The sequence below is a fragment of the Caulobacter sp. GW821-FHT11A05 genome, from assembly GCF_058809015.1.
The window spans coordinates 216,051-233,274 of the sequence record NZ_JBXASF010000003.1 but is presented as its reverse complement, the minus strand read 5'-3'; the positions used below and the strand labels follow the sequence as shown (position 1 = coordinate 233,274).

The 17,224-nt window shown below is 70.3% G+C and carries 19 protein-coding genes; 12 read left to right on the top strand and 7 right to left on the bottom strand.

Annotated elements, in window-relative coordinates; genetic code table 11:
• Positions 1 to 267 precede the first annotated feature (267 nt).
• Positions 268 to 798, top strand: coding sequence for a carbonic anhydrase (locus AC1RSK_RS07055; protein ID WP_492906791.1), 531 nt, complete (start codon positions 268 to 270; stop codon positions 796 to 798).
• A gap of 57 nt (positions 799 to 855) precedes the next feature.
• On the opposite strand, the gene AC1RSK_RS07050 is transcribed toward AC1RSK_RS07055, so the two are convergent.
• The 5 genes from AC1RSK_RS07050 to AC1RSK_RS07030 form a co-directional block, all read right to left on the bottom strand.
• Positions 856 to 1,341: a hypothetical protein gene (locus AC1RSK_RS07050; RefSeq protein WP_492906790.1), complete on the bottom strand. Its 486-nt coding sequence runs from the start codon at positions 1,339 to 1,341 to the stop codon at positions 856 to 858.
• 64 nt (positions 1,342 to 1,405) lie between these two features.
• Positions 1,406 to 2,281: a 50S ribosomal protein L11 methyltransferase gene (locus AC1RSK_RS07045; protein WP_492906789.1), complete on the bottom strand. Its 876-nt coding sequence runs from the start codon at positions 2,279 to 2,281 to the stop codon at positions 1,406 to 1,408.
• 54 nt (positions 2,282 to 2,335) lie between these two features.
• Positions 2,336 to 2,869 carry a hypothetical protein gene (locus tag AC1RSK_RS07040; protein WP_492906788.1) on the bottom strand — a complete coding sequence of 178 codons (534 nt, stop codon included), beginning with the start codon at positions 2,867 to 2,869 and terminating at the stop codon, positions 2,336 to 2,338.
• Positions 2,870 to 2,926: 57 nt separating this feature from the next.
• Positions 2,927 to 3,616 (bottom strand): GNAT family N-acetyltransferase, encoded by a 690-nt coding sequence (locus tag AC1RSK_RS07035; RefSeq protein ID WP_492906787.1) that lies wholly within the window; start codon positions 3,614 to 3,616, stop codon positions 2,927 to 2,929.
• A 43-nt stretch (positions 3,617 to 3,659) separates the two neighbouring features.
• Positions 3,660 to 4,868 (bottom strand): serine hydrolase domain-containing protein, encoded by a 1,209-nt coding sequence (locus AC1RSK_RS07030; protein ID WP_492906786.1) that lies wholly within the window; start codon positions 4,866 to 4,868, stop codon positions 3,660 to 3,662.
• Positions 4,869 to 4,944: 76 nt separating this feature from the next.
• Here AC1RSK_RS07030 and AC1RSK_RS07025 point away from each other — a divergent pair, with 76 nt between their 5' ends.
• The 4 genes from AC1RSK_RS07025 to AC1RSK_RS07010 all read left to right on the top strand — a co-directional run bounded on the left by AC1RSK_RS07025 (position 4,945) and on the right by AC1RSK_RS07010 (position 8,821).
• Positions 4,945 to 5,547: a TetR/AcrR family transcriptional regulator gene (locus tag AC1RSK_RS07025; protein ID WP_492906874.1), complete on the top strand. Its 603-nt coding sequence runs from the start codon at positions 4,945 to 4,947 to the stop codon at positions 5,545 to 5,547.
• A gap of 33 nt (positions 5,548 to 5,580) precedes the next feature.
• Complete coding sequence (locus AC1RSK_RS07020; protein WP_492906785.1) at positions 5,581 to 7,635, top strand: glycoside hydrolase family 2 protein; 2,055 nt, start codon at positions 5,581 to 5,583, stop codon at positions 7,633 to 7,635.
• An 8-nt stretch (positions 7,636 to 7,643) separates the two neighbouring features.
• Complete coding sequence (locus AC1RSK_RS07015) at positions 7,644 to 8,417, top strand: SDR family NAD(P)-dependent oxidoreductase (protein WP_492906784.1); 774 nt, start codon at positions 7,644 to 7,646, stop codon at positions 8,415 to 8,417.
• 224 nt (positions 8,418 to 8,641) lie between these two features.
• Entirely contained in the window at positions 8,642 to 8,821 is a 180-nt protein-coding gene (locus AC1RSK_RS07010) for a hypothetical protein (protein ID WP_492906783.1), read from the top strand.
• On the opposite strand, the gene AC1RSK_RS07005 is transcribed toward AC1RSK_RS07010, so the two are convergent.
• Positions 8,808 to 9,710 carry a sulfotransferase domain-containing protein gene (locus AC1RSK_RS07005; RefSeq protein WP_492906782.1) on the bottom strand — a complete coding sequence of 301 codons (903 nt, stop codon included), beginning with the start codon at positions 9,708 to 9,710 and terminating at the stop codon, positions 8,808 to 8,810. The genes AC1RSK_RS07010 and AC1RSK_RS07005 overlap by 14 nt on opposite strands.
• A gap of 126 nt (positions 9,711 to 9,836) precedes the next feature.
• On the opposite strand from AC1RSK_RS07005, the gene AC1RSK_RS07000 reads away from it, so the two are divergent.
• The 7 genes from AC1RSK_RS07000 (at position 9,837) to AC1RSK_RS06970 (ending at position 15,616) form a co-directional block, all read left to right on the top strand.
• Complete coding sequence (locus tag AC1RSK_RS07000) at positions 9,837 to 10,307, top strand: hypothetical protein (protein ID WP_492906781.1); 471 nt, start codon at positions 9,837 to 9,839, stop codon at positions 10,305 to 10,307.
• 74 nt (positions 10,308 to 10,381) lie between these two features.
• Positions 10,382 to 10,903: a GlcG/HbpS family heme-binding protein gene (locus AC1RSK_RS06995; protein WP_492906780.1), complete on the top strand. Its 522-nt coding sequence runs from the start codon at positions 10,382 to 10,384 to the stop codon at positions 10,901 to 10,903.
• A gap of 53 nt (positions 10,904 to 10,956) precedes the next feature.
• A complete protein-coding gene (locus AC1RSK_RS06990; protein WP_492906779.1) occupies positions 10,957 to 11,271 on the top strand; it encodes an ArsR/SmtB family transcription factor in 315 nt (104 codons plus the stop codon).
• Positions 11,268 to 11,666: an SRPBCC family protein gene (locus tag AC1RSK_RS06985; RefSeq protein WP_492906778.1), complete on the top strand. Its 399-nt coding sequence runs from the start codon at positions 11,268 to 11,270 to the stop codon at positions 11,664 to 11,666. Before AC1RSK_RS06990 ends, AC1RSK_RS06985 begins: the two co-directional genes overlap by 4 nt.
• On the top strand, positions 11,654 to 12,274 hold the full coding sequence (locus AC1RSK_RS06980) for an ATP-dependent Clp protease proteolytic subunit (protein WP_492906777.1): 621 nt from the start codon (positions 11,654 to 11,656) through the stop codon (positions 12,272 to 12,274). The genes AC1RSK_RS06985 and AC1RSK_RS06980 overlap by 13 nt, the downstream gene beginning before the upstream one ends.
• Before the next feature lie 213 nt (positions 12,275 to 12,487).
• Positions 12,488 to 14,227, top strand: a complete 1,740-nt coding sequence (locus AC1RSK_RS06975; protein ID WP_492906776.1) for an N-acyl-D-amino-acid deacylase family protein — start codon at positions 12,488 to 12,490, stop codon at positions 14,225 to 14,227.
• A 216-nt stretch (positions 14,228 to 14,443) separates the two neighbouring features.
• Positions 14,444 to 15,616 (top strand): acetyl-CoA C-acyltransferase, encoded by a 1,173-nt coding sequence (locus AC1RSK_RS06970; RefSeq protein ID WP_492906775.1) that lies wholly within the window; start codon positions 14,444 to 14,446, stop codon positions 15,614 to 15,616.
• Here AC1RSK_RS06970 and AC1RSK_RS06965 read toward each other — a convergent pair.
• The gene (locus AC1RSK_RS06965; RefSeq protein WP_492906774.1) at positions 15,613 to 17,106 is read right to left on the bottom strand and encodes a WS/DGAT/MGAT family O-acyltransferase; all 1,494 of its coding nucleotides are present in this window, start codon (positions 17,104 to 17,106) and stop codon (positions 15,613 to 15,615) included. The genes AC1RSK_RS06970 and AC1RSK_RS06965 overlap by 4 nt on opposite strands.
• Between the last annotated feature and the right edge of the window lie 118 nt (positions 17,107 to 17,224).

Below are 17,224 nucleotides of genomic sequence, written 5' to 3'. Positions count from 1 at the left end.
GGAGGGATTTAGGCCTGGCGAGGAGAGCGCGCAATTCCTTCTCCCGCTTGCCGGGAGAAGGTGGCCCCGAAGGGGTCGGATGAGGGCAGAGCGGACAGTGAAGATTGGCGACAGCGCAGAACGCGCCAGAACGCGCGCGCTCGTTGAGGGCCGGTGCTGCCCTCATCCGTCGGCCTGCGGCCGCCACCTTCTCCCGACGAGCGGGAGAAGGAAACGCAACGCTAACCATGAGCGCCCATGGTGCCCCTTCAGACCTTGAGGAACGCCATGACTTGTGACTGCAACACGCTGGGCCGCTGGCCAGTGATGACCCGCCGCGCGGCGCTGGCCGGCGCGGTGGGCGTGGGCCTGGCCGCCCTGGCGCCGGCCGCCGCCCTGGCCGGCGGGCACTGCGAGGCGCTGCTGCTGACCTGCATGGACTTCCGCCTCGCCAACGAGGTCACCGCCTACATGGACGCGCGGGGCCTGCGGGACAAATACGACCACGTCATCCTGGCCGGCGCCTCGCTGGGCGCCCTGAACGACAAGTTCCCGGCCTGGAAGGACGTCTTCATGACCCACATCGACCTGGCGGTGCAGCTGCATGACGTCCACCGGGTCATCATCCTCGATCACCGCGACTGCGGCGCCTACAGGCTGGTGCTCGGCGAGGCGGCTGTGAAGGACCCCGACACCGAGCTGAAGAGCCATGTGAGGCAGCTCTATGCCGTCCGCTCGGCCATTCTGACCAAGCATCCGCACATGGAGGTCGAGATCGGCCTGATGGCGCTGGACGGCACGGTGATGCAGGTCGTCTGACGGCAAACAGGCCCGCGTCGGCAGACGCAGGCCTGTCGTCGGTCCGATGGGGGCCGGCTATTGCTGCGGAGCCGGCTCTTCGTAGACCGGTTCGCGGGCGGCGGCTTCGGCGGCCTGGGCGCGCGAGCGTTCGGCGGCGGCCCGGGACTCGGCGGCGGCGGCGCGAGCCTCAGCCGCGGCGCGGTCGGCGGCCAGCTGGGCGTTGGCGGCCTGGGCGTTGTAGCTGGACTGGGCGTTGAGGCTCGACTGGGCCTGGGCCTGGCTGGCGGCGGCGTTGTAGCCGGCCTGGGCGCCCTCAAGAGCCCCCTGCGCCCTGGCCTGTTCGGCGACGGTGCTGAGATCTTCCTGGGTGACCTTGGCGTCCTGATTGGCGCTGCCGACCATGAAGGCGACGGCGATGATGGCGACCACCGCCACCAGGGCGGCGATCAGCCAGGCGGCGGTGTTGCCGCTGGCGCGGGCGGCCAGGCGCTGTTCTTCACGCGCCGCCTGCCGCGGGGTTTCTTCGTAGACATGGCGGGGTTCGCCCGGTTGATAGGTCATAGCCCTGTCGCTCCTGTCGTCCCTGATGGGAGCAGAACGGGGGGCGATGAGTCGGGTTCCGGCGTTAACGCCGTTCCAGAACCAGTGTTGCCCAGGCGTCCCTATGCAGGCGGCGCTTCAATCGGAACCCTCGGGCCAGATAAGCCGCTTTCACGCGCCGCTCCTGGGTTCGCAGCAAGCCCGAGAGGATGGCGACGCCGCCCGGTTTCAGCGCCGTCCTGATGTCCTGCGCCAGCGAGACCAGCGGCGGAGCCAGGATGTTGGCAAACACCAGGTCGTAGGGGGCGGTGGCGGCGACCCGCCGGTGGTTCAGGCCCGAGGCGTAGACGAAGCGGGCGTTCGACCTGTTGACCTTGGCGTTCTCGCCGGCGATGCGGACGCTCGGCCTGTCGATGTCGGTGCCGACGGCCAGCTTGCTGCCTGTGCGGGCGGCGGCGATGGCCAGCACGCCGGTGCCGGCCCCGACGTCCAGCACCTTGCCGAACCGGCGGCCCTTCAGCAGGTCGTGGAACACCCGCAGGCAGCCGGCCGTGGTGCCGTGGTGGCCGGTGCCGAAGGCGGCGCCCGCCTCGATGCGCAGCTGTACGGCATTGGGCGGCGCCAGGCCCTTGTCATGCAGGCCGAAGACGAAGAAGCGGCCCTCGCGGACCGGCGGCAGGCCCGACAGCGACATGGCCAGCCAGTCGGCGTCGGCGAGGTCCTCGGTGACGACCTTCAGCTCGGCCCAGTCGGCCAGGACCTTGCGGATCTCGTCGGCCTCGCCCTGGGTGACGGGGAAGGCGTCGATGCGCCAGACGCCGCGGTCCTCGTCCTCCTCCAGGATGGAGTAGGTGGCGCCCTCGAGCAGGGGATTGGCGTCCATGGCCTCGGCGGCGGCCTCGGCGGCGAGGCGGGGGCCGCGGGCGATGATCTGGACGGCGTCGTCGGAAATCTCGGTCATGCGGCGGGGTTTAGCGGAAAACCGCCGCCGCTCAATGACCGATCAGGCCAAACCTCAGGACTGCGGGGCGGCGCGGGAGGTGTCGCCGCTGGCCGCCGCCTCGTCGCGCTCGAAGGCGGCCATGGCGGCCGGCGGGGCGTCGGCGGGTTCGAACACCTCGGGGCCGAGGTCGGCGGGCGCCTCATCACGGTCCAGGCCGGCGAGGGTGCCGCCGCCCTGGCTGGGGTAGTGAACCGTGACATCGTAGGAGGCGGTCTGGTAGGCGGCAGGGGAATAGCTGGCCGGCTCGACGACCGGCAGGTCGGGGGCGGCGTCGCGCCAGGAGGTGTCGACGTAGGCATCATCCGGCTGCCAGGCGGCGTAGTCGGCCGGCTGGTAGAGGTGGTCGGTGCCGATCACATAGTCGGGGACGCCGTAGGGATAGCTGCTCGTCCCGGCCTCGGCGTCGCCGTAGGCGCGGCGGCCGCTGTCGGCCAGGGCGATCTGCGGTCCGCCGATGCGGTCCTGCGCCAGGGTCGGGCGCAGGACGCCGCCGATCAGGAGGCCCGACAGGGTGGCGACGCCGATACCGTAGAACAGGGACTTCATGGCTGGGCTCCTCAAGGGGCACAGCGCGGAGATCGGACATTGGTTGCGCCGGCGGCTCTAGGCGGGCGCCAAGACCGAAACAGTGAGCTCTGTGCGCAACGCGAAGCCCAGGCTCTCGTACAGGCCGATGGCCCCGGTGTTGTTGGCATAGGCGTGCAGGAAGGGGGTTTCGCCGCGGGCCTGGATGGCCCCGGCGACGTGGCGCATCAGGTGGCCGGCCAGGCCCTTGCCGCGATGTTCGGGCAGGGTGCAGACGCCGCTGACCTCGGTGAACGGCCCGGCCCGCATGCGCTCGCCGGCCATGGCGATCAGCACGCCGTGCTCGCGGACACCGACGAAGCGTCCCAGCTCGTGGGTCCGTTCGAAGAAGGGGCCGGGCTTGGTCAGGGTGGCGAGGCTGAGCATTTCGGGCGCGTCGGCGTCGGTCAGGGCCAGGATTTCGAACGGCGGCTTGGAGGGCGCGATCTGGCGCTCGGCGACCATCTGCACGGCCTGGGCCTGCAGGGCGAGGGTCGCGCCGGGGACCGGCGGCAGGTCGGCCGGCTCGAACAGATAGACCTCGCCCAGCTCCTGGACCAGCTGGCCCAGGCCCGCCAGGCTTTCCGGCGAGGTGTCGGGGATGGCGGCGAACTGGCCGATGGCCGCCTCGAACCGCAGGGCCGGTCCACGGGCGATGGCATGCTGGGCCTGGGCGCCGCGCAGGGCGTTCCAGATCGGGCGATTCAGGGGGTGGGGGCCGGTGACCATCGGACGGGTCTTATCGGACCCTCCGCCGGGTGAGGCAATCGCCTCAGGCCTTCAATCGGCTTCCCAGCGCATGGAATTCGCCGATGGCCCCGTAGACGCCAAGGCCGATGCCGCGCTCCGCCAGGTCGAGGTCGAGCACATTGTGGGCCAGGAAGATCATCACCGACCCGTCGGTGGGGTCCGCCTGCCACCAGCCGCCGAAGGCGCCGGGCCAGCTGACCGTGCCGACGCCGCCCTTGCCGCGCAGATGCGAGGCGGTGGCCGGATCGAGGACGGTGGCGAGGCCCAGCCCGAAGCCGTGGCCGGGCAGAAAGACCGGCATGCCCATCATCGTGGCGGCCTGGCGCTGCGGCTCGGTCAGGCGGTTGGCGATCATCAGGTCGTAGGCGAAAGGCTGCAGCAGCGGACCGCCGCCCTCGACGAACAGCCGGGCGAAGAGGAGGTAGTCGTCGAGCGTCGACCACAGGCCCTGGCCGCCGGACTCATAGGCCATGTCGTCCGGCCGTTCGGGCAGGCTGGAGCCGGCCGAGGCGGTCTGGCGCGGTTCGATGACGCCGGCCGCGTCGAAGCCATAGAGGCAGGCGCGGCGGTGGCGCTGGTCGGCCGGCACCAGGAAGCCGGTGTCGGTCATGCCGAGCGGCTGGAACACCCGCCGGGCCAGCACCTCGCCAAGCGGGACGCCATCGATGCGGGCCAGCAGCTGGCCCAGCAGGTCGGTTGAATGGCCATAGTGGAAGGCCCCGCCCGGCTGGTCGATCAGCGGCAGGGCGGCGAGGCCGGCGATCCAGGCGTCCGGCTCGACAGGACTGTCGATGTCGCCGCCGAGGGCTTCCGCATAGGCCTGCTCCAGGGGACCGGGATGGAGGCCGCCGTAGGTGAGGCCGGAGCGGTGGGTCAGCAGGTCGCCGAAGGTGATCGGCCGCTCGGCCGGGACGGTGTCGCTGAGCGGGCCGGCGGGGTCACGCGAGACCCGCATGTCGGCGAACTCCGGCGCGATGCGGGAGATCGGGTCGTCCAGGTAGAAGAGGCCGTCCTGCAGCATGGTCATGGCGGCCACCGAGGTGACCGGCTTGGTCATCGAGGCGATGCGGAACAGGCTGTCGCGGGCCAGGGGGCGGCGCGCCTCGATATCGGCCCAGCCGACGGCGCAGCTCTGCAGTTCCCGGCCCTGGCGCCAGACCAGGGTCGTGGCGCCGGCCATGGCGCCGGCGTCGACGTAGCTCTGCAGGGCGGCGGCGACGGGGTCGGACACGGGGACGGCCTTCGAAAGCGTAGGCTTGCTATAAAATAGGCAAATTATAAAATAGCAAGATGCTAGCGTGCCGCCGATGAGCAGCGAGGCCTCGAACAGGCGCAAGCCCAAGGGCGACAAGCGCGAGCGGACGCGGACGCGGCTGCTCGACGCGGCCCTGTCGCTGACCCGCGAGAAGGGTTTCGACCGCACGACCCTGCAGGACGTCGCCGAGCGGGCCGGCATGACCACCGGGGCCATCTACGGCAACTTCCGCAACCGCGAAGCCCTGTTCATGGCCCTGGCCGAGCGCCAGTGGGCGCCGGTGCGGCCGGTGTTCCCGCCGGGCTCCAGCTTCGCCCAGAAGATGCGGGCGGTGTCGGAGGCGGTGCTGGCCTCCATCCCGGACCGGCGCGACGCGGCGGTCGGGGCCCTGACCTTTCGGGCCTATGCCCTGAGCCACGAGGACGTCCGACGGCAGGTCACCGACAGCATGGCGCGGGGCTTCGACGGCGGCGCGGCCTGGTTCGAGGCGGTCTGCGCCGAGGGCGAGCTGCCGATGCCGGCCGAGACGCTGGTGCGGGTGATCAACGCCCTGATCGAGGGCCTGGTGTTCCAGCGCTTCCTGACGCCGGAGCTGATGCCCGACGAGGTCTTCCATGCCGCCTTCGGAGCGCTGGCGGGCAGGCCCGAGGTCTGAGACAACGGTGTCGACCAACCGGCGGGAGTGCGCGTGGACATCCGAAGAATCCTGATCGGCCTTGCCGCCTGGCTGGCCCTGGCGGTCCCGGCGTTGGCCCAAGGACGGAGCGAGCAGGCCATTGACGCCGGCTGGCGGTTCCAGAAGGGCGAGGTCGCCGGGGCGGCCGATCCGGCCACCGACGCCGGCGGCTGGCTGAAGGTGACGCTGCCGCACAGCTTCAACGCCGGGGACGGCGAGGACGGCGGCGGCTACTACCGAGGCCCCGGCTGGTACCGGCGCGAGCTGGTGCTGGAGCGGGCCCCGACCGGGCGATTGTTCCTGCAGTTCGACGGGGCGGCGCTGGTCGCCGAGGTGTTCGTCAACGGGCAGTCGGTCGGCCGCCACGCCGGCGGCTACGCGGCCTTCCGGTTCGACGTCACAGACGCCGTGCGGCCGGGCCGCAACCTGCTGGCGGTTCGGGTCGACAACAGCGCGACCAGCGAGGTCGCGCCGCTGGGCGGCGATTTTACCGTCTTCGGCGGCCTCTATCGCGGCGCGCGCCTGATCGCGACCCCGGCCCTGCATGTCGACGCCCTCGATCACGGCGGGCCGGGCGTCTATGCCGGCGTCGAGACGCTGACGGTCGAACGGGCGTTGGTGCGGGTGCTGACCCGGACGCGCAACGACACCGGCCGCAAGGTCCGGGCGCGGGTGGTGGTCGAGATCGTCGACGCGCAGGGCAGGGTGGCCACCAGCGGCGCGGCCGTGGCCCGGCTGGTGGCTGGGGAGACCGCGCCCGTGGTCCAGACCCTGGCGCTGGAACGACCCCGGCTGTGGGACGGCCAGCGGGACCCCTATCTCTACAGCGTGCGGGTGCGGGTCGCCGAGGCCGGCCGCCCTGAACCGGCCGACGAGGTCGCCGTGCCGCTGGGCGTGCGCAGCTTCCGGGTCGATCCGCAGGCCGGCTTCCTGCTCAACGGCCGGCCGCATCAGCTGAAGGGCGTCAACCTGTTCCACAGCGGCCGGCCAGGGCGCGGGCTGGCGGTGGGGGCGGCGGAGATCGAGGAGGACTTCGCCATCTTCGAGGCCATGGGGGTCAACGCCCTGCGGCTGGTGCACTTCCAGCATCCGCGGCGGGCCTATGAGCTGGCCGATCGCGACGGGCTGGTGCTGTGGACCGAGATCCCGCTCAACAGCAAGGTCGACGCCTCGCCGGCGTTCGAGGCCAATCTGATCCAGCAGCTGCGCGAGCTGATCCGCCAGAACTTCAACCATCCGTCGGTCGCCTTCTGGGGCCTGGGCAACGAGATCTACGCCTCCGACGAGACCAGCAACCGGCTGCTGGCCCGGCTGCAGGCCGAGGCCAGGGCGGAGGACCCCTCGCGGCTGACTGTCTACGCCCATTGCTGCGGGCCGGACGACGCGCCCCACACCCGGCACACCGACGTCATCGCCTTCAACAAATACTTCGGCTGGTACGCCGACCAGAAGGGCGAGATCGGCGACTGGGCCGACCGGGCTCACGCCGTTGCGCCGGGCCGGGCCATGGCGGTCAGCGAGTATGGGGCCGGGGCCAGCGTGCTGCACCAGGAAGACCCGCCGAAGTGGCCGGAGCCTGGCGGCGGCTGGCATCCGGAGCAGTACCAGGCCCTGGTGCACGAGAACGCCGACCGGCAGCTGGCGGCCAGGCCCTGGCTGTGGAGCCGGTTCGTCTGGGTCGGCGCCGACCTGGCCTCGGACGGGCGCAACGAGGGGGACAGGCCGGGGATCAACGACAAGGGCCTGGTCAGCTATGACCGGCGCACGCTGAAGGACGCCTACTACCTGTACCAGGCCCGCTGGTCGGACCGGCCGATGGTCCACATCACCAGCAAGCGGATGACCGTGCGGCGCGAGGCCGCGGTGGCGGTCAAGGTCTACAGCAACCAGGCCCGGGCCCGGCTGACGGTGAACGGCCAGGATCTCGGCGAGCGCGACGTGGTGGACGGCGTCGCCCTCTGGCCCCAGGTTGCCCTGGCGATGGGCGACAACCGCGTCGAGGTCGTGGCCGACGCGGTGCGGGACGCGGCGACCTGGCGGCGGGAGCCGGCGGCGATAGGGCAATAGGAGTTGGGATGAGCGATCTGGACGGGCGCGTCGCGCTGGTGACGGGGGCCGGGCGAGGCATCGGCGCGGCCTGCGCGCGGGCTCTGGCGGCGGCGGGGGCCAGGGTCATCTGCGCCGACCTGCGGGCGCCGGACGACCTCGCCGCCGAGTTGGGCGGGTTGGCCCTGGCCCAGGACGTCACCGAGGAGGGCGACTGGGATGCCGCCATGGCCTTCGCCCGCGAGAAGGCCGGCGGGCTGGACATCCTGGTCAACAATGCCGGGCTGTTCCTGATGAAGCCGCTGACCGAGACCAGCCTGGCCGACTGGCGACGGGTGCATGCGGTCAATGTCGAGGGCGTCTTCCTCGGCTGCCGGGCCGCGATCCCCCTGTTGGCCGAGCGGGCAGGGCGGTGGAGCGGCGGGACCTCGATCGTCAATCTGTCGTCGATGGCCGGCCTCGTCGGGTCGGCCGGGGCGGTCTGCTACAACGCCTCCAAGGGAGCGGTGCGGCTGTTGACCAAGGGGCTGGCGATGGAGCTGGCCCCGGCCGGGGTGCGGGTCAACTCGGTCCATCCGGGGGTCATCGAGACCGCCATGGGCGATGAGGTGGTGGCCGCCTTCTCCGGCGCGACCGGCCTGGGCGACAACGAGGCCCGCAGCCAGCTGGCGCAGCGCCACCCGCTCGGCCGCATGGGCCAGCCCGGCAACGTCGCCGACGCCGTGGTCTTCCTGGCTTCGGACAAGGCCGCCTTCATGACCGGCTCGGAAGTCGTCGTCGATGGCGGTTTCACCGCCAACTGAAGGCTGTTTGGTCTCCTCTGGAAACAAGGGGAGAGTGACGGTGGTCCCGGCGACGTACGGGCCTTCAGCCTGCGCGGCCATGTGGCGCGCGATGGCCAGGTAGGGGCGTGGCCGAGGCGCCACGGCCTTTCGCAGAACGGCGAATTGTTTTCCGTCGGCTGAACGACAGACGGTTTCGCGGGTTTCCTCATCGACCTCCTGGGCGCCGCCCGGTGGAGATGGCGATGGACATGGACGCGATGCACTATCGGGAGAAGGCGCAACAGTGCCGGCGGCTGGCCCGCGACGTCACCGCCCGCGACGTGGCTCAGAGGCTGAATCTGCTGGCCGAGGAATACGACGCCGAAGCCGACGCGGCCGAGGCCGCTGTCGTCAAACCCGAGAACCGGATCATCGGCCGCTGAGCGCCGTCCGCAGGGCCGCGTAGTCGGCCAGGCCGGTCGCCGGCGTTACCCGGGCCTTCCACACCGCCTCCAACTCGGCCTCCAGAGCCGCCGTCATCAGGCCGCCCGACCCGCCGTCGGGTTTGGCGCGGACCTTGGCGGAGTCGCTGCCGGGCGGCAGGTTGCAGCGGACCTCCGACAGCCGGCGCATCATCAGGTCGTCGTAGCGGTCCTTGTGCTCCAGCATGAAGGCGCGGGAGGAGTTGCGCAGGGCCAGGGCCAGCAGCGCGTCATCCAGGGGAATGCCGCAGAAGGCCGCCAGCCGGCGGATCGTCCCCTCCGGGTCGGCGGTCATGCCCTCGTAGGTCAGCAACAGGACGTCCGGGTTGTCGCGCTGGCTCCACCAGGTGATCAGGTGGTGCCAGTAGTCGCGCTCCGAATGGCCGATGCGGCTGCGGGCGAAGGCTTCGAACGGCACGGCGCCGGGCTCCAGGAACCAGCCCTCGAAGAAGTTGAACAGCGAGACCAGGGCGTCGCGCGGATCGCGGAACGAAACCACGTAGCGGGCCCCCTTGGGCATGGCGTCCCAGGCCAGGTGGCTCTTGAAGCCGCGCGGCGCAGCGCGCTGGGGATCGGAGAGGTCCTGGCCGCAGGCGCCGGAGACCTCGATCCAGGGGGTGACAGCGGAGATGTCCTCGAAGTCCATGTCGCCGCGCGTGCGCAGGGTGTGGAAGGTCTGCTGCAGCCAGGTGGTGCCGCACTTGCCGAACGGGCTGATGACCACGTCGTCGGGCAGGGGGCGATAGGAACCGATAGCGGCGCCGATCTCGTCGCCGACGAACAGCAGGCCCTGAAGATGCTGCATCTCGTCGAGTGTGCGCGCCCGCCGTGGCATGGTGTCGATGGTCATGGCGTTCTCCCCCGTCCTTGGCGATCCTAGCGCTTGGGACGTCGAGCGCAACGAACGCCGTTCGCCGGTCGTGGCGCGGCGCGTCCGTTTGCGGCACAGTGGCCGCCCCTCGATGGAGAGTTCGCGATGTCGAAGTTCCTTACCGGTGTGGCCGCCGTCATCGGCGCGGCGGCGTTGGCCTCGCCGGCGATGGCGCTGACCGTCCGCGACTGTGACGGCCAGACCGACGCGGCGATGAACATCGTCGAGCCGTGGGAGACCTCCAGCCGCACCTTCTACCAGGGCAAGGTCCGGGTCGCCTGGCTGGACACCGGCGGCGAGCCGGCCTGCTGCAGCAGCCATCTGCTGGTGCTGTTCTACGAGACCGGCGACGCCGAGCCGCAGGACCTGGTCTGCCGGCTGGTCAGCGCGCAGGGCCAGAACGGCTTTTCGGGCCTCGACTTCAAGTCGATCAAGAGCAGCTATGATCCGCGCCGGGGCCTACTGCTGACCTTCGGCTATTCGGTGTTCCCGGCCGGCGGCGACGGCACGGTCCAGACCAAGGGGGTGGGCCGGGTGCGGGTGAATCTGTCCAGCGGGACGGTGACGGCCGAGTAGGGCGGGCGGTCTCGCCTCGCTCCGCGCGCCGGTGTATGACACCGGTTTCCAGGATATCTCGGGGAGGCTGTTCCATGGTCCGCTTGCTGGTTGTCGCCGCCGTTTCGGCCCTCGCTCTCTGGCCGGCCGCCGGCCTGGCCCAGGCGCCCGCCGCTCCGGCCCCGGCCCCAGCGCCGGCCCCGGTCGTCTATCCGCCCTATGGCGCGCCGCTGACCCTGGCCCAGGCCAAGACAGTGGCGGCGGCGGCGGAAGCCGAGGCCCGCAAGAACGGCTGGACCATGGTCCTCACCATCGTCGAGCCGAACGGGGCCGAGGTGCTGACCCTGAAGATGGACGGGGCCCAGTACGGCTCGGTCGACGTCGCCGAGCGGAAGGCCCGCACCGCCGCCCTGTTCCGCCGCCCGTCCAAGGATTTCCAGGATGCGGTCAAGTCCGGCAACCTCAACTCGGTGTTCACCGGCGCCCTGGCCATCGAGGGCGGCGAACTGATCGTCGTCGATGGCAAGGTGGTCGGGGCTATCGGGGCCAGCGGCGGCTCGGGGCCCCAGGACGGCCAGGTCGCCCGGGCCGGGACAGCCGCGGTGAAGGCGCCCTGAGGCGGTTTCGGCGGGCTTGACGATTCCATAAGTATCAACTTATGAATGGCGTCATGCCCGACGCCGACATCTTCCGCGCCCTGGCCGACCCGACCCGCCGGGCGGTGTTCGAACGGCTGAGCGCGGCCGAACTGACTGTCTCCGACCTGACCCGCGGCTTCTCCGTCTCGCAGCCTGCCATCTCGCAGCATCTGGCGGTGCTGCGGGCCGCCGGCATGGTGGCCGAGCGGCGCGAGGGCCGGCAGGCCTGGTACCGGGCGGCGCCGGGAGCGCTGGAGGGCCTGGAGGCCTGGGTGGCGCGCTACCGCACCTTCTGGCCCGAGCGGGTGGAAGCCCTGAAAGACGTGCTCAAGGAGATGGGCGAATGAGGGATATCGATCTCGCCTTCGATCTGGAGGACAGCGCCGACAAGGTCTGGCGGGCGCTGACCACGCCGGCCCTGCTGGCGCGGTGGCTGGGGCCGAACGATTTCCGCGCCGTGGTCGGGGCGAAGTTCACTGTTGGCGGGGCCCCCGGGGTCGCCAACGACAACGCCATGGCCAACTGCGAGGTGCTGGCCATCGAGGAAGGGCGGCTGCTGCGGCTTGGTTGGCATGAAGGCGAGGTCGACAGCGTCGTGACCTTCGCGCTGGAGCCCGGCGTCGAGGGCGGGGTCCGCCTGCGGCTGACCCACGATGGCTTCGTCACGCAAGGCGGCCTGCCGGCGCCCCTGACCATGGATCCCGTCGGAACCGGCGGCTGGAGGATGCAATGGGCGGCCTGATGAACCTGGTGCCGATGGTGGTCGAGCAGACCAGCCGGGGCGAGCGCAGCTTCGACATCTTCTCGCGGCTGCTGCGCGAGCGGATCATCTTCGTCAACGGGCCGGTCGAGGATGGCATGGCCAGCCTGATCTGCGCCCAGCTGCTGTTCCTGGAGGCCGAAAACCCGAAGAAGGAGATCGGCCTCTACATCAACTCGCCGGGCGGGGTGGTGACGGCCGGCCTCGCGATCTACGACACCATGCAGTACATCAAGAGCCCGGTGGCGACCCTGTGTATGGGCTTCGCCGCCTCGATGGGCTCGCTGCTGCTGATGGCCGGCGAGCCGGGATCACGGGTCTGCATGCCGAACGCGCGGATCGTCCTGCACCAGCCTTCGGGCGGCTTCTCGGGCCAGGCCTCGGATGTGGCGCGGCACGCCGAGGACATCATCAAGATGCGCCAGCGGATCTACGAACTGTACGCGCGCCATTGCGGGCAGACCCTGGAAGAAGTGGCGACCACCCTGGATCGCGACAACTTCCTCGACGCGCAGGAAGCCAAGGCCTGGGGGCTCGTGGACCATGTGTGGTCGACGCGGGAGGAGGGTGAGGCCGTCTCGCCTGCCTGATGACGGCCGTGGGGGAGGCTTCCGCCGTCGGCGGCGGATAATCCGGGGACACTATATAGATTTCCGTCGGGGGCTGACGGCCTCAGCCTGAGGCGCGGCCGGAAATCTATATAGTGTCCCCGGATTATCGTTATCGCCGCCTGACGTCGGGTCATACTTTCCGCGCACGTCAGCAGCGCGCATGATCCCGCCAAAGACGTGGGAGAGACGGCGATGCATGACCTGGTGATCCGAGGCGGGCGGGTGGTCGACGGGACCGAAAGCCCGGCCTTCGAGGCCGATATCGCCATCGACGGCGGGGTGATCACGGCCATCGGCAAGGGCGTCGGCGCGGGCCGGCGTGAGATCGACGCGGCCGGCAGGATCGTCACCCCGGGCTGGGTCGACATCCACACCCACTACGACGGCCAGGCGACCTGGGACCCCTATGTGTCGCCGTCCAGCTGGCATGGCGTGACCACCGTGGTCATGGGCAACTGCGGCGTCGGCTTCGCGCCGGTGAAGCCGGACAAGCACGACTGGCTGATCGAGCTGATGGAAGGGGTCGAGGACATTCCCGGCGCCGCCCTGGCCGAGGGCATCCAGTGGACCTGGGAGACTTTCCCGCAGTACCTCGACAGCCTCGACGCCCAGAAGCGGGTGCTGGATATCGCCACCCATGTGCCGCACAGCGCCGTGCGGGCCTATGTGATGGGCGAGCGCGGGGCGCATAACGAGCCGGCGACGGCGGAAGACATCGCGGCCATGGCGGCCATCGTCGCCGAGGGCGTGGCGGCCGGGGCGCTGGGCTTCTCGACCTCGCGGACCATCGTCCACACGGCCAAGGACGGCGAGGTAATGCCGGGCACCTATGCCGGGGCCGATGAGCTGCTGGCGATCGGCAAGGCCATGGCGGCGGTCGGGCCGGGCGTCTTCGAGATGAGCTCCGACATGGCCCCGGCCGAGGACGAGTTCGCCTGGATGAAGGCCATGGCCGCCGACACCGGGGTGACGGTGACCTACAGCCTGCTGCAGTCGCCGATGCGGCCCGACAACTGGGTGAAATTGCTGGAGCTGACCCGCGAGGCGCGAGCCCAGGGGGCGGCGGTGACGGCCCAGATTGCCTGCCGGCCGACCGGGCTGGTGCTCGGCTGGCGCAGCACCATCCATCCGTTCGTGGGACGCCAGACCTACCGCGACATCGCCGACCTGCCGTTCGAGCTGCGGCTGGAGAAGCTGAAGGACCCGGCCGTGCGGGCGGCGATCCTGGCCGATCCCAGCAGGAAGATGGGGCCGCTGGGGGCCATCATGACCGGCGGCTTCGACCGCATGTTCCGGCTGGTGCAGCCGGACGGCTCGCTCGACTACGAGCCCCGCGCCGAGGATTCCATCGCCGCCATCGCGGGGCGCACCGGTCAGGCGCCGGACGCCATCGTCTACGACATGCTGATGGAGCTGGACGGCAAGGGCTACATCTACCTGCCGCTGCTCAACTACGCCCAGTTCGACTTCGACCACATCCACGCGATGATGCACGATCCCAACACCGTGCTCAGCCTGTCGGACGGCGGGGCCCACTGCGGGGTGATCTGCGACGCCAGCTTCCCGACCTACATGCTGACCCACTGGGTGCGCGACCGGAAGCGGGGCCCGACGCTCAGCCTGGAGAAGGTGGTGGCCATGCAGACGCGGGACACCGCCCGGCTGTACGGGCTGAACGACCGGGGCGTGCTGGCCGTGGGCATGAAGGCCGACGTCAACGTCATCGACTTCGAGCGGCTGGCCATCCTGGCCCCGGAGATGGTTTTCGACCTGCCGGCCGACGGACGGCGGATGATCCAGCGGGCCGAGGGGTATGTGGCCACCGTGGTCAGCGGCGTCGTGACCTATGAGGAAGGCGAGGCGACCGGGGCGATGCCCGGGAAGCTGATCCGAGGACCGCAGGGGATCGAGGCGCGGATGGCGGCGGAGTAGGGGGCAACCCCAGCCGCCGGTGGCCGATAATCCGGGGACACTATATAGATTTCCGGCCACGCCTGCCGCCGTCTCACCAGCATCGACGGAAATCTATATAGTGTCCCCGGATTATCGGCTGCGCTGACCGGGGCGGCCAGAACCCTCTGGAAATTCGCTGCCTGCTGGCCGATCCTGCCGGCCAATCAACAACAACACCCTTGGGAGGGACTATCCATGCGTGAAGCCGTCATCGTCTCCTATGCCCGCACCGGTCTCGCCAAGGCGGGTCGCGGCGGCTTCAATGTCACCCCGCCGATGAGCCTGGCGGCCCACGCCATCAAGCATGCGGTGGCCAAGTCGGGGGTCGATCCGAAGGACATCGAGGACTGCTACCTCGGCAACAACGCCCATGGCGCGGCCAACATCGGCCGGCTGGCGGCGCTGCTGGCCGGGATGCCAGTGACCACGGCCGGGGTGACCATCAACCGCTTCTGCTCCTCAGGGCTGCAGGCCATCGCCATGGCCGCCAACCACATCCGCGGCGACGGCGGCGAGATCGTCGTGGCCGGCGGGGTGGAGAGCATCTCCATTCCCGGCGGCGGCGCCGGCGGGGCGGCGGCCAACGACCCGGAACTGCTCAACATCGCCCCGGCCATCTATATGGCCATGATCGACACCGCCGACATCGTCGCCGAGCGCTACGGCGTCTCCCGGGAATACCAGGACGAATACAGCCTCGAATCCCAGCGGCGCATGGCGGCGGCGCAGCAGGCGGGCAAGTTCAAGGACGAGATCGTGCCGATGGCCACCAGGATGAAGGTGGTCGACAAGGTCACCAAGGAAGAGTCCATCGTCGACTACGTGGTCGACCGCGACGAGTGCAACCGGCCGGACACCACGCTGGAAGGCCTGGCCTCGCTGCAGCCGGTCAAGGGCCCCGGCAAGTACATCACCGCCGGCAACGCCAGCCAGCTGTCGGACGGCGCCGCCGCGGTGGTGGTCATGGAGGCCAAGGAGGCCGAGCGGCGTGGCCTGGAGCCGATGGGTCGGTTCGTCAGCTGGGCGGCCGCCGGCTGCGAGCCGGACGAGATGGGCATCGGCCCGGTGTTCGCCGTGCCGCGCCTGCTGGCCCGCCAGGGGCTGAAGGTCGACGACATCGACCTGTGGGAACTGAACGAGGCCTTCGCCAGCCAGTGCCTGTACAGCCGTGACCGGCTGGGCATCGACCCGGAGAAGTACAACGTCAACGGCGGCTCCATCGCCATCGGCCACCCGTTCGGGATGACCGGGGCGCGCTGCACCGGCCATCTGCTGCAGGAAGGCAAGCGGCGCGGCGCCAAGTGGGGCGTGGTGACCATGTGCATCGGCGGCGGCCAGGGCGGCGCCGGGCTGTTCGAGATCTACTAGGCTTTCACCTTCGCCTTCGATTTCGCCTTGGCCTTCGGCGGCTTTTCGGCCGCCGGGGCCTCGGCCTTGGGTGGGATCAGGCCGATCAGCTCCTCGAACCCCCTGTGGAAGTGGCCCGCCAGCGCGCGGATCTCGGCGTGCGACAGGGCCCGGCGGCAGGCGGTGAGGCCGAAGTCGAGCTGGCCGGCATAGCTCTGCACCGTGATGTTCAGGGCGATGCCGTGATAGGGCAGAGACACCGGATAGAAGGTCAGCAGCCGCGCCCCGGCCAGGTACAGCGGCACGGGCGGCCCCGGCACGTTGGAGACGGCGACGTTGGCCGTCGGCGGGGCGCGGTCGGCCAGCCCCGAGCGGCCGTAGAAGGTGGCCAGGCCGCTCATCAGCCAGGGCGAACCCAGCACCGGGAAGTCGGTGGTGATCAGCTTCTTGCCGGCCCGCAGCAGCTTCTTGGACTGTTCGCCGGAGGCGATGATGGCGTCCAGCCGGGCGGCGGGGTCGGCGAGGTCGCTGGCCAGGCTGATGGTGACGGCCGAGACCTGATTGTTGGCCGAGGCGTCGCCGGCCTCGCGCAGGCTGACCGGCACCCCGGCGACCATGGCCTTGTCGGGCAGGGCGCCGCGCTCACTCAGGAAGCCGCGCAGGGCCGAGCTGCAGATGGCCAGGACCCCGTCGTTGAGTGTGCCGCCGCGGGACTTCGCCGCCGCCTTGACGTCGGCCAGGGGCAGGGTGAAGGCGGTGTAGGACCGCTGGTTGGTGACCGAGACGTTGAACAGGGTGCGCGGCGGCGGGACGAGGGCCTTCAGCTTGCCCTTCAGGTCGCCGCCGGCCACCAACTCCTTGCCCAGGGCTCCGAGGCCGCCGATCGCCCCGGGCAGGGACTTGCCGACCTTCACATAGGTGCGCAGGGCGTTGGTCAGGCCCGCCTCGACCATCTCGGCGACGCCCAGCTGGTAGCGGCCGGCCCGCGAGCGGTCGGGCGTCTCGAAGACGCGCGGGGTTGGGGTGGTGTCGTAGAGGGCCTGGGCCAGCTCGGCCCCGGCCTTGCCGTCGACGGCGGCATGGTGGCCGCGGAAGTAGGTGGCGACGTTGCCGCTCTCCAGCCCCTCGATGACATAGAGCTCCCACAGCGGCCGGCTGCGGTCGAGCAGGGTGGAATGCAGGCGGGCGACCAGGGTCTCCAGCTGCTCCATCGTGCCGGGCTTGGGCAGGATGACCCGGCGGATGTGGAAGTCGAAGTCGACGTCGTCGTCCTCGATCCAGACGGGGTCGCCGAGGTCGAAGGGCATCTGGGCCAGCTTGTGGCGGAAGACGCGGGAGATGTGCGAGCGGTTGATGATCATCGCCCGCACGGCCTCGAAGAAATCGCCGTCGTAGTCCCCCCCTTCGCTTTTGGGCGGCAGCTCGAGCAGCAGGAAACTGCCGACATGCATCGGCGTCTCGGGCGTCTCCAGATGCAGGAAGGAGGCGTCGAGGCTGCTCAATTGTTCCAAGGCTTTGTCTCTCCCACGACCGGTCTGACGCCGGTTCGATGATCCCTGGACCTCACTGTGTTGCCTTGGGGGAACCCTGTCCATGGCCGAAGATTTGCAAAGAGCAGGGAACCCGTCC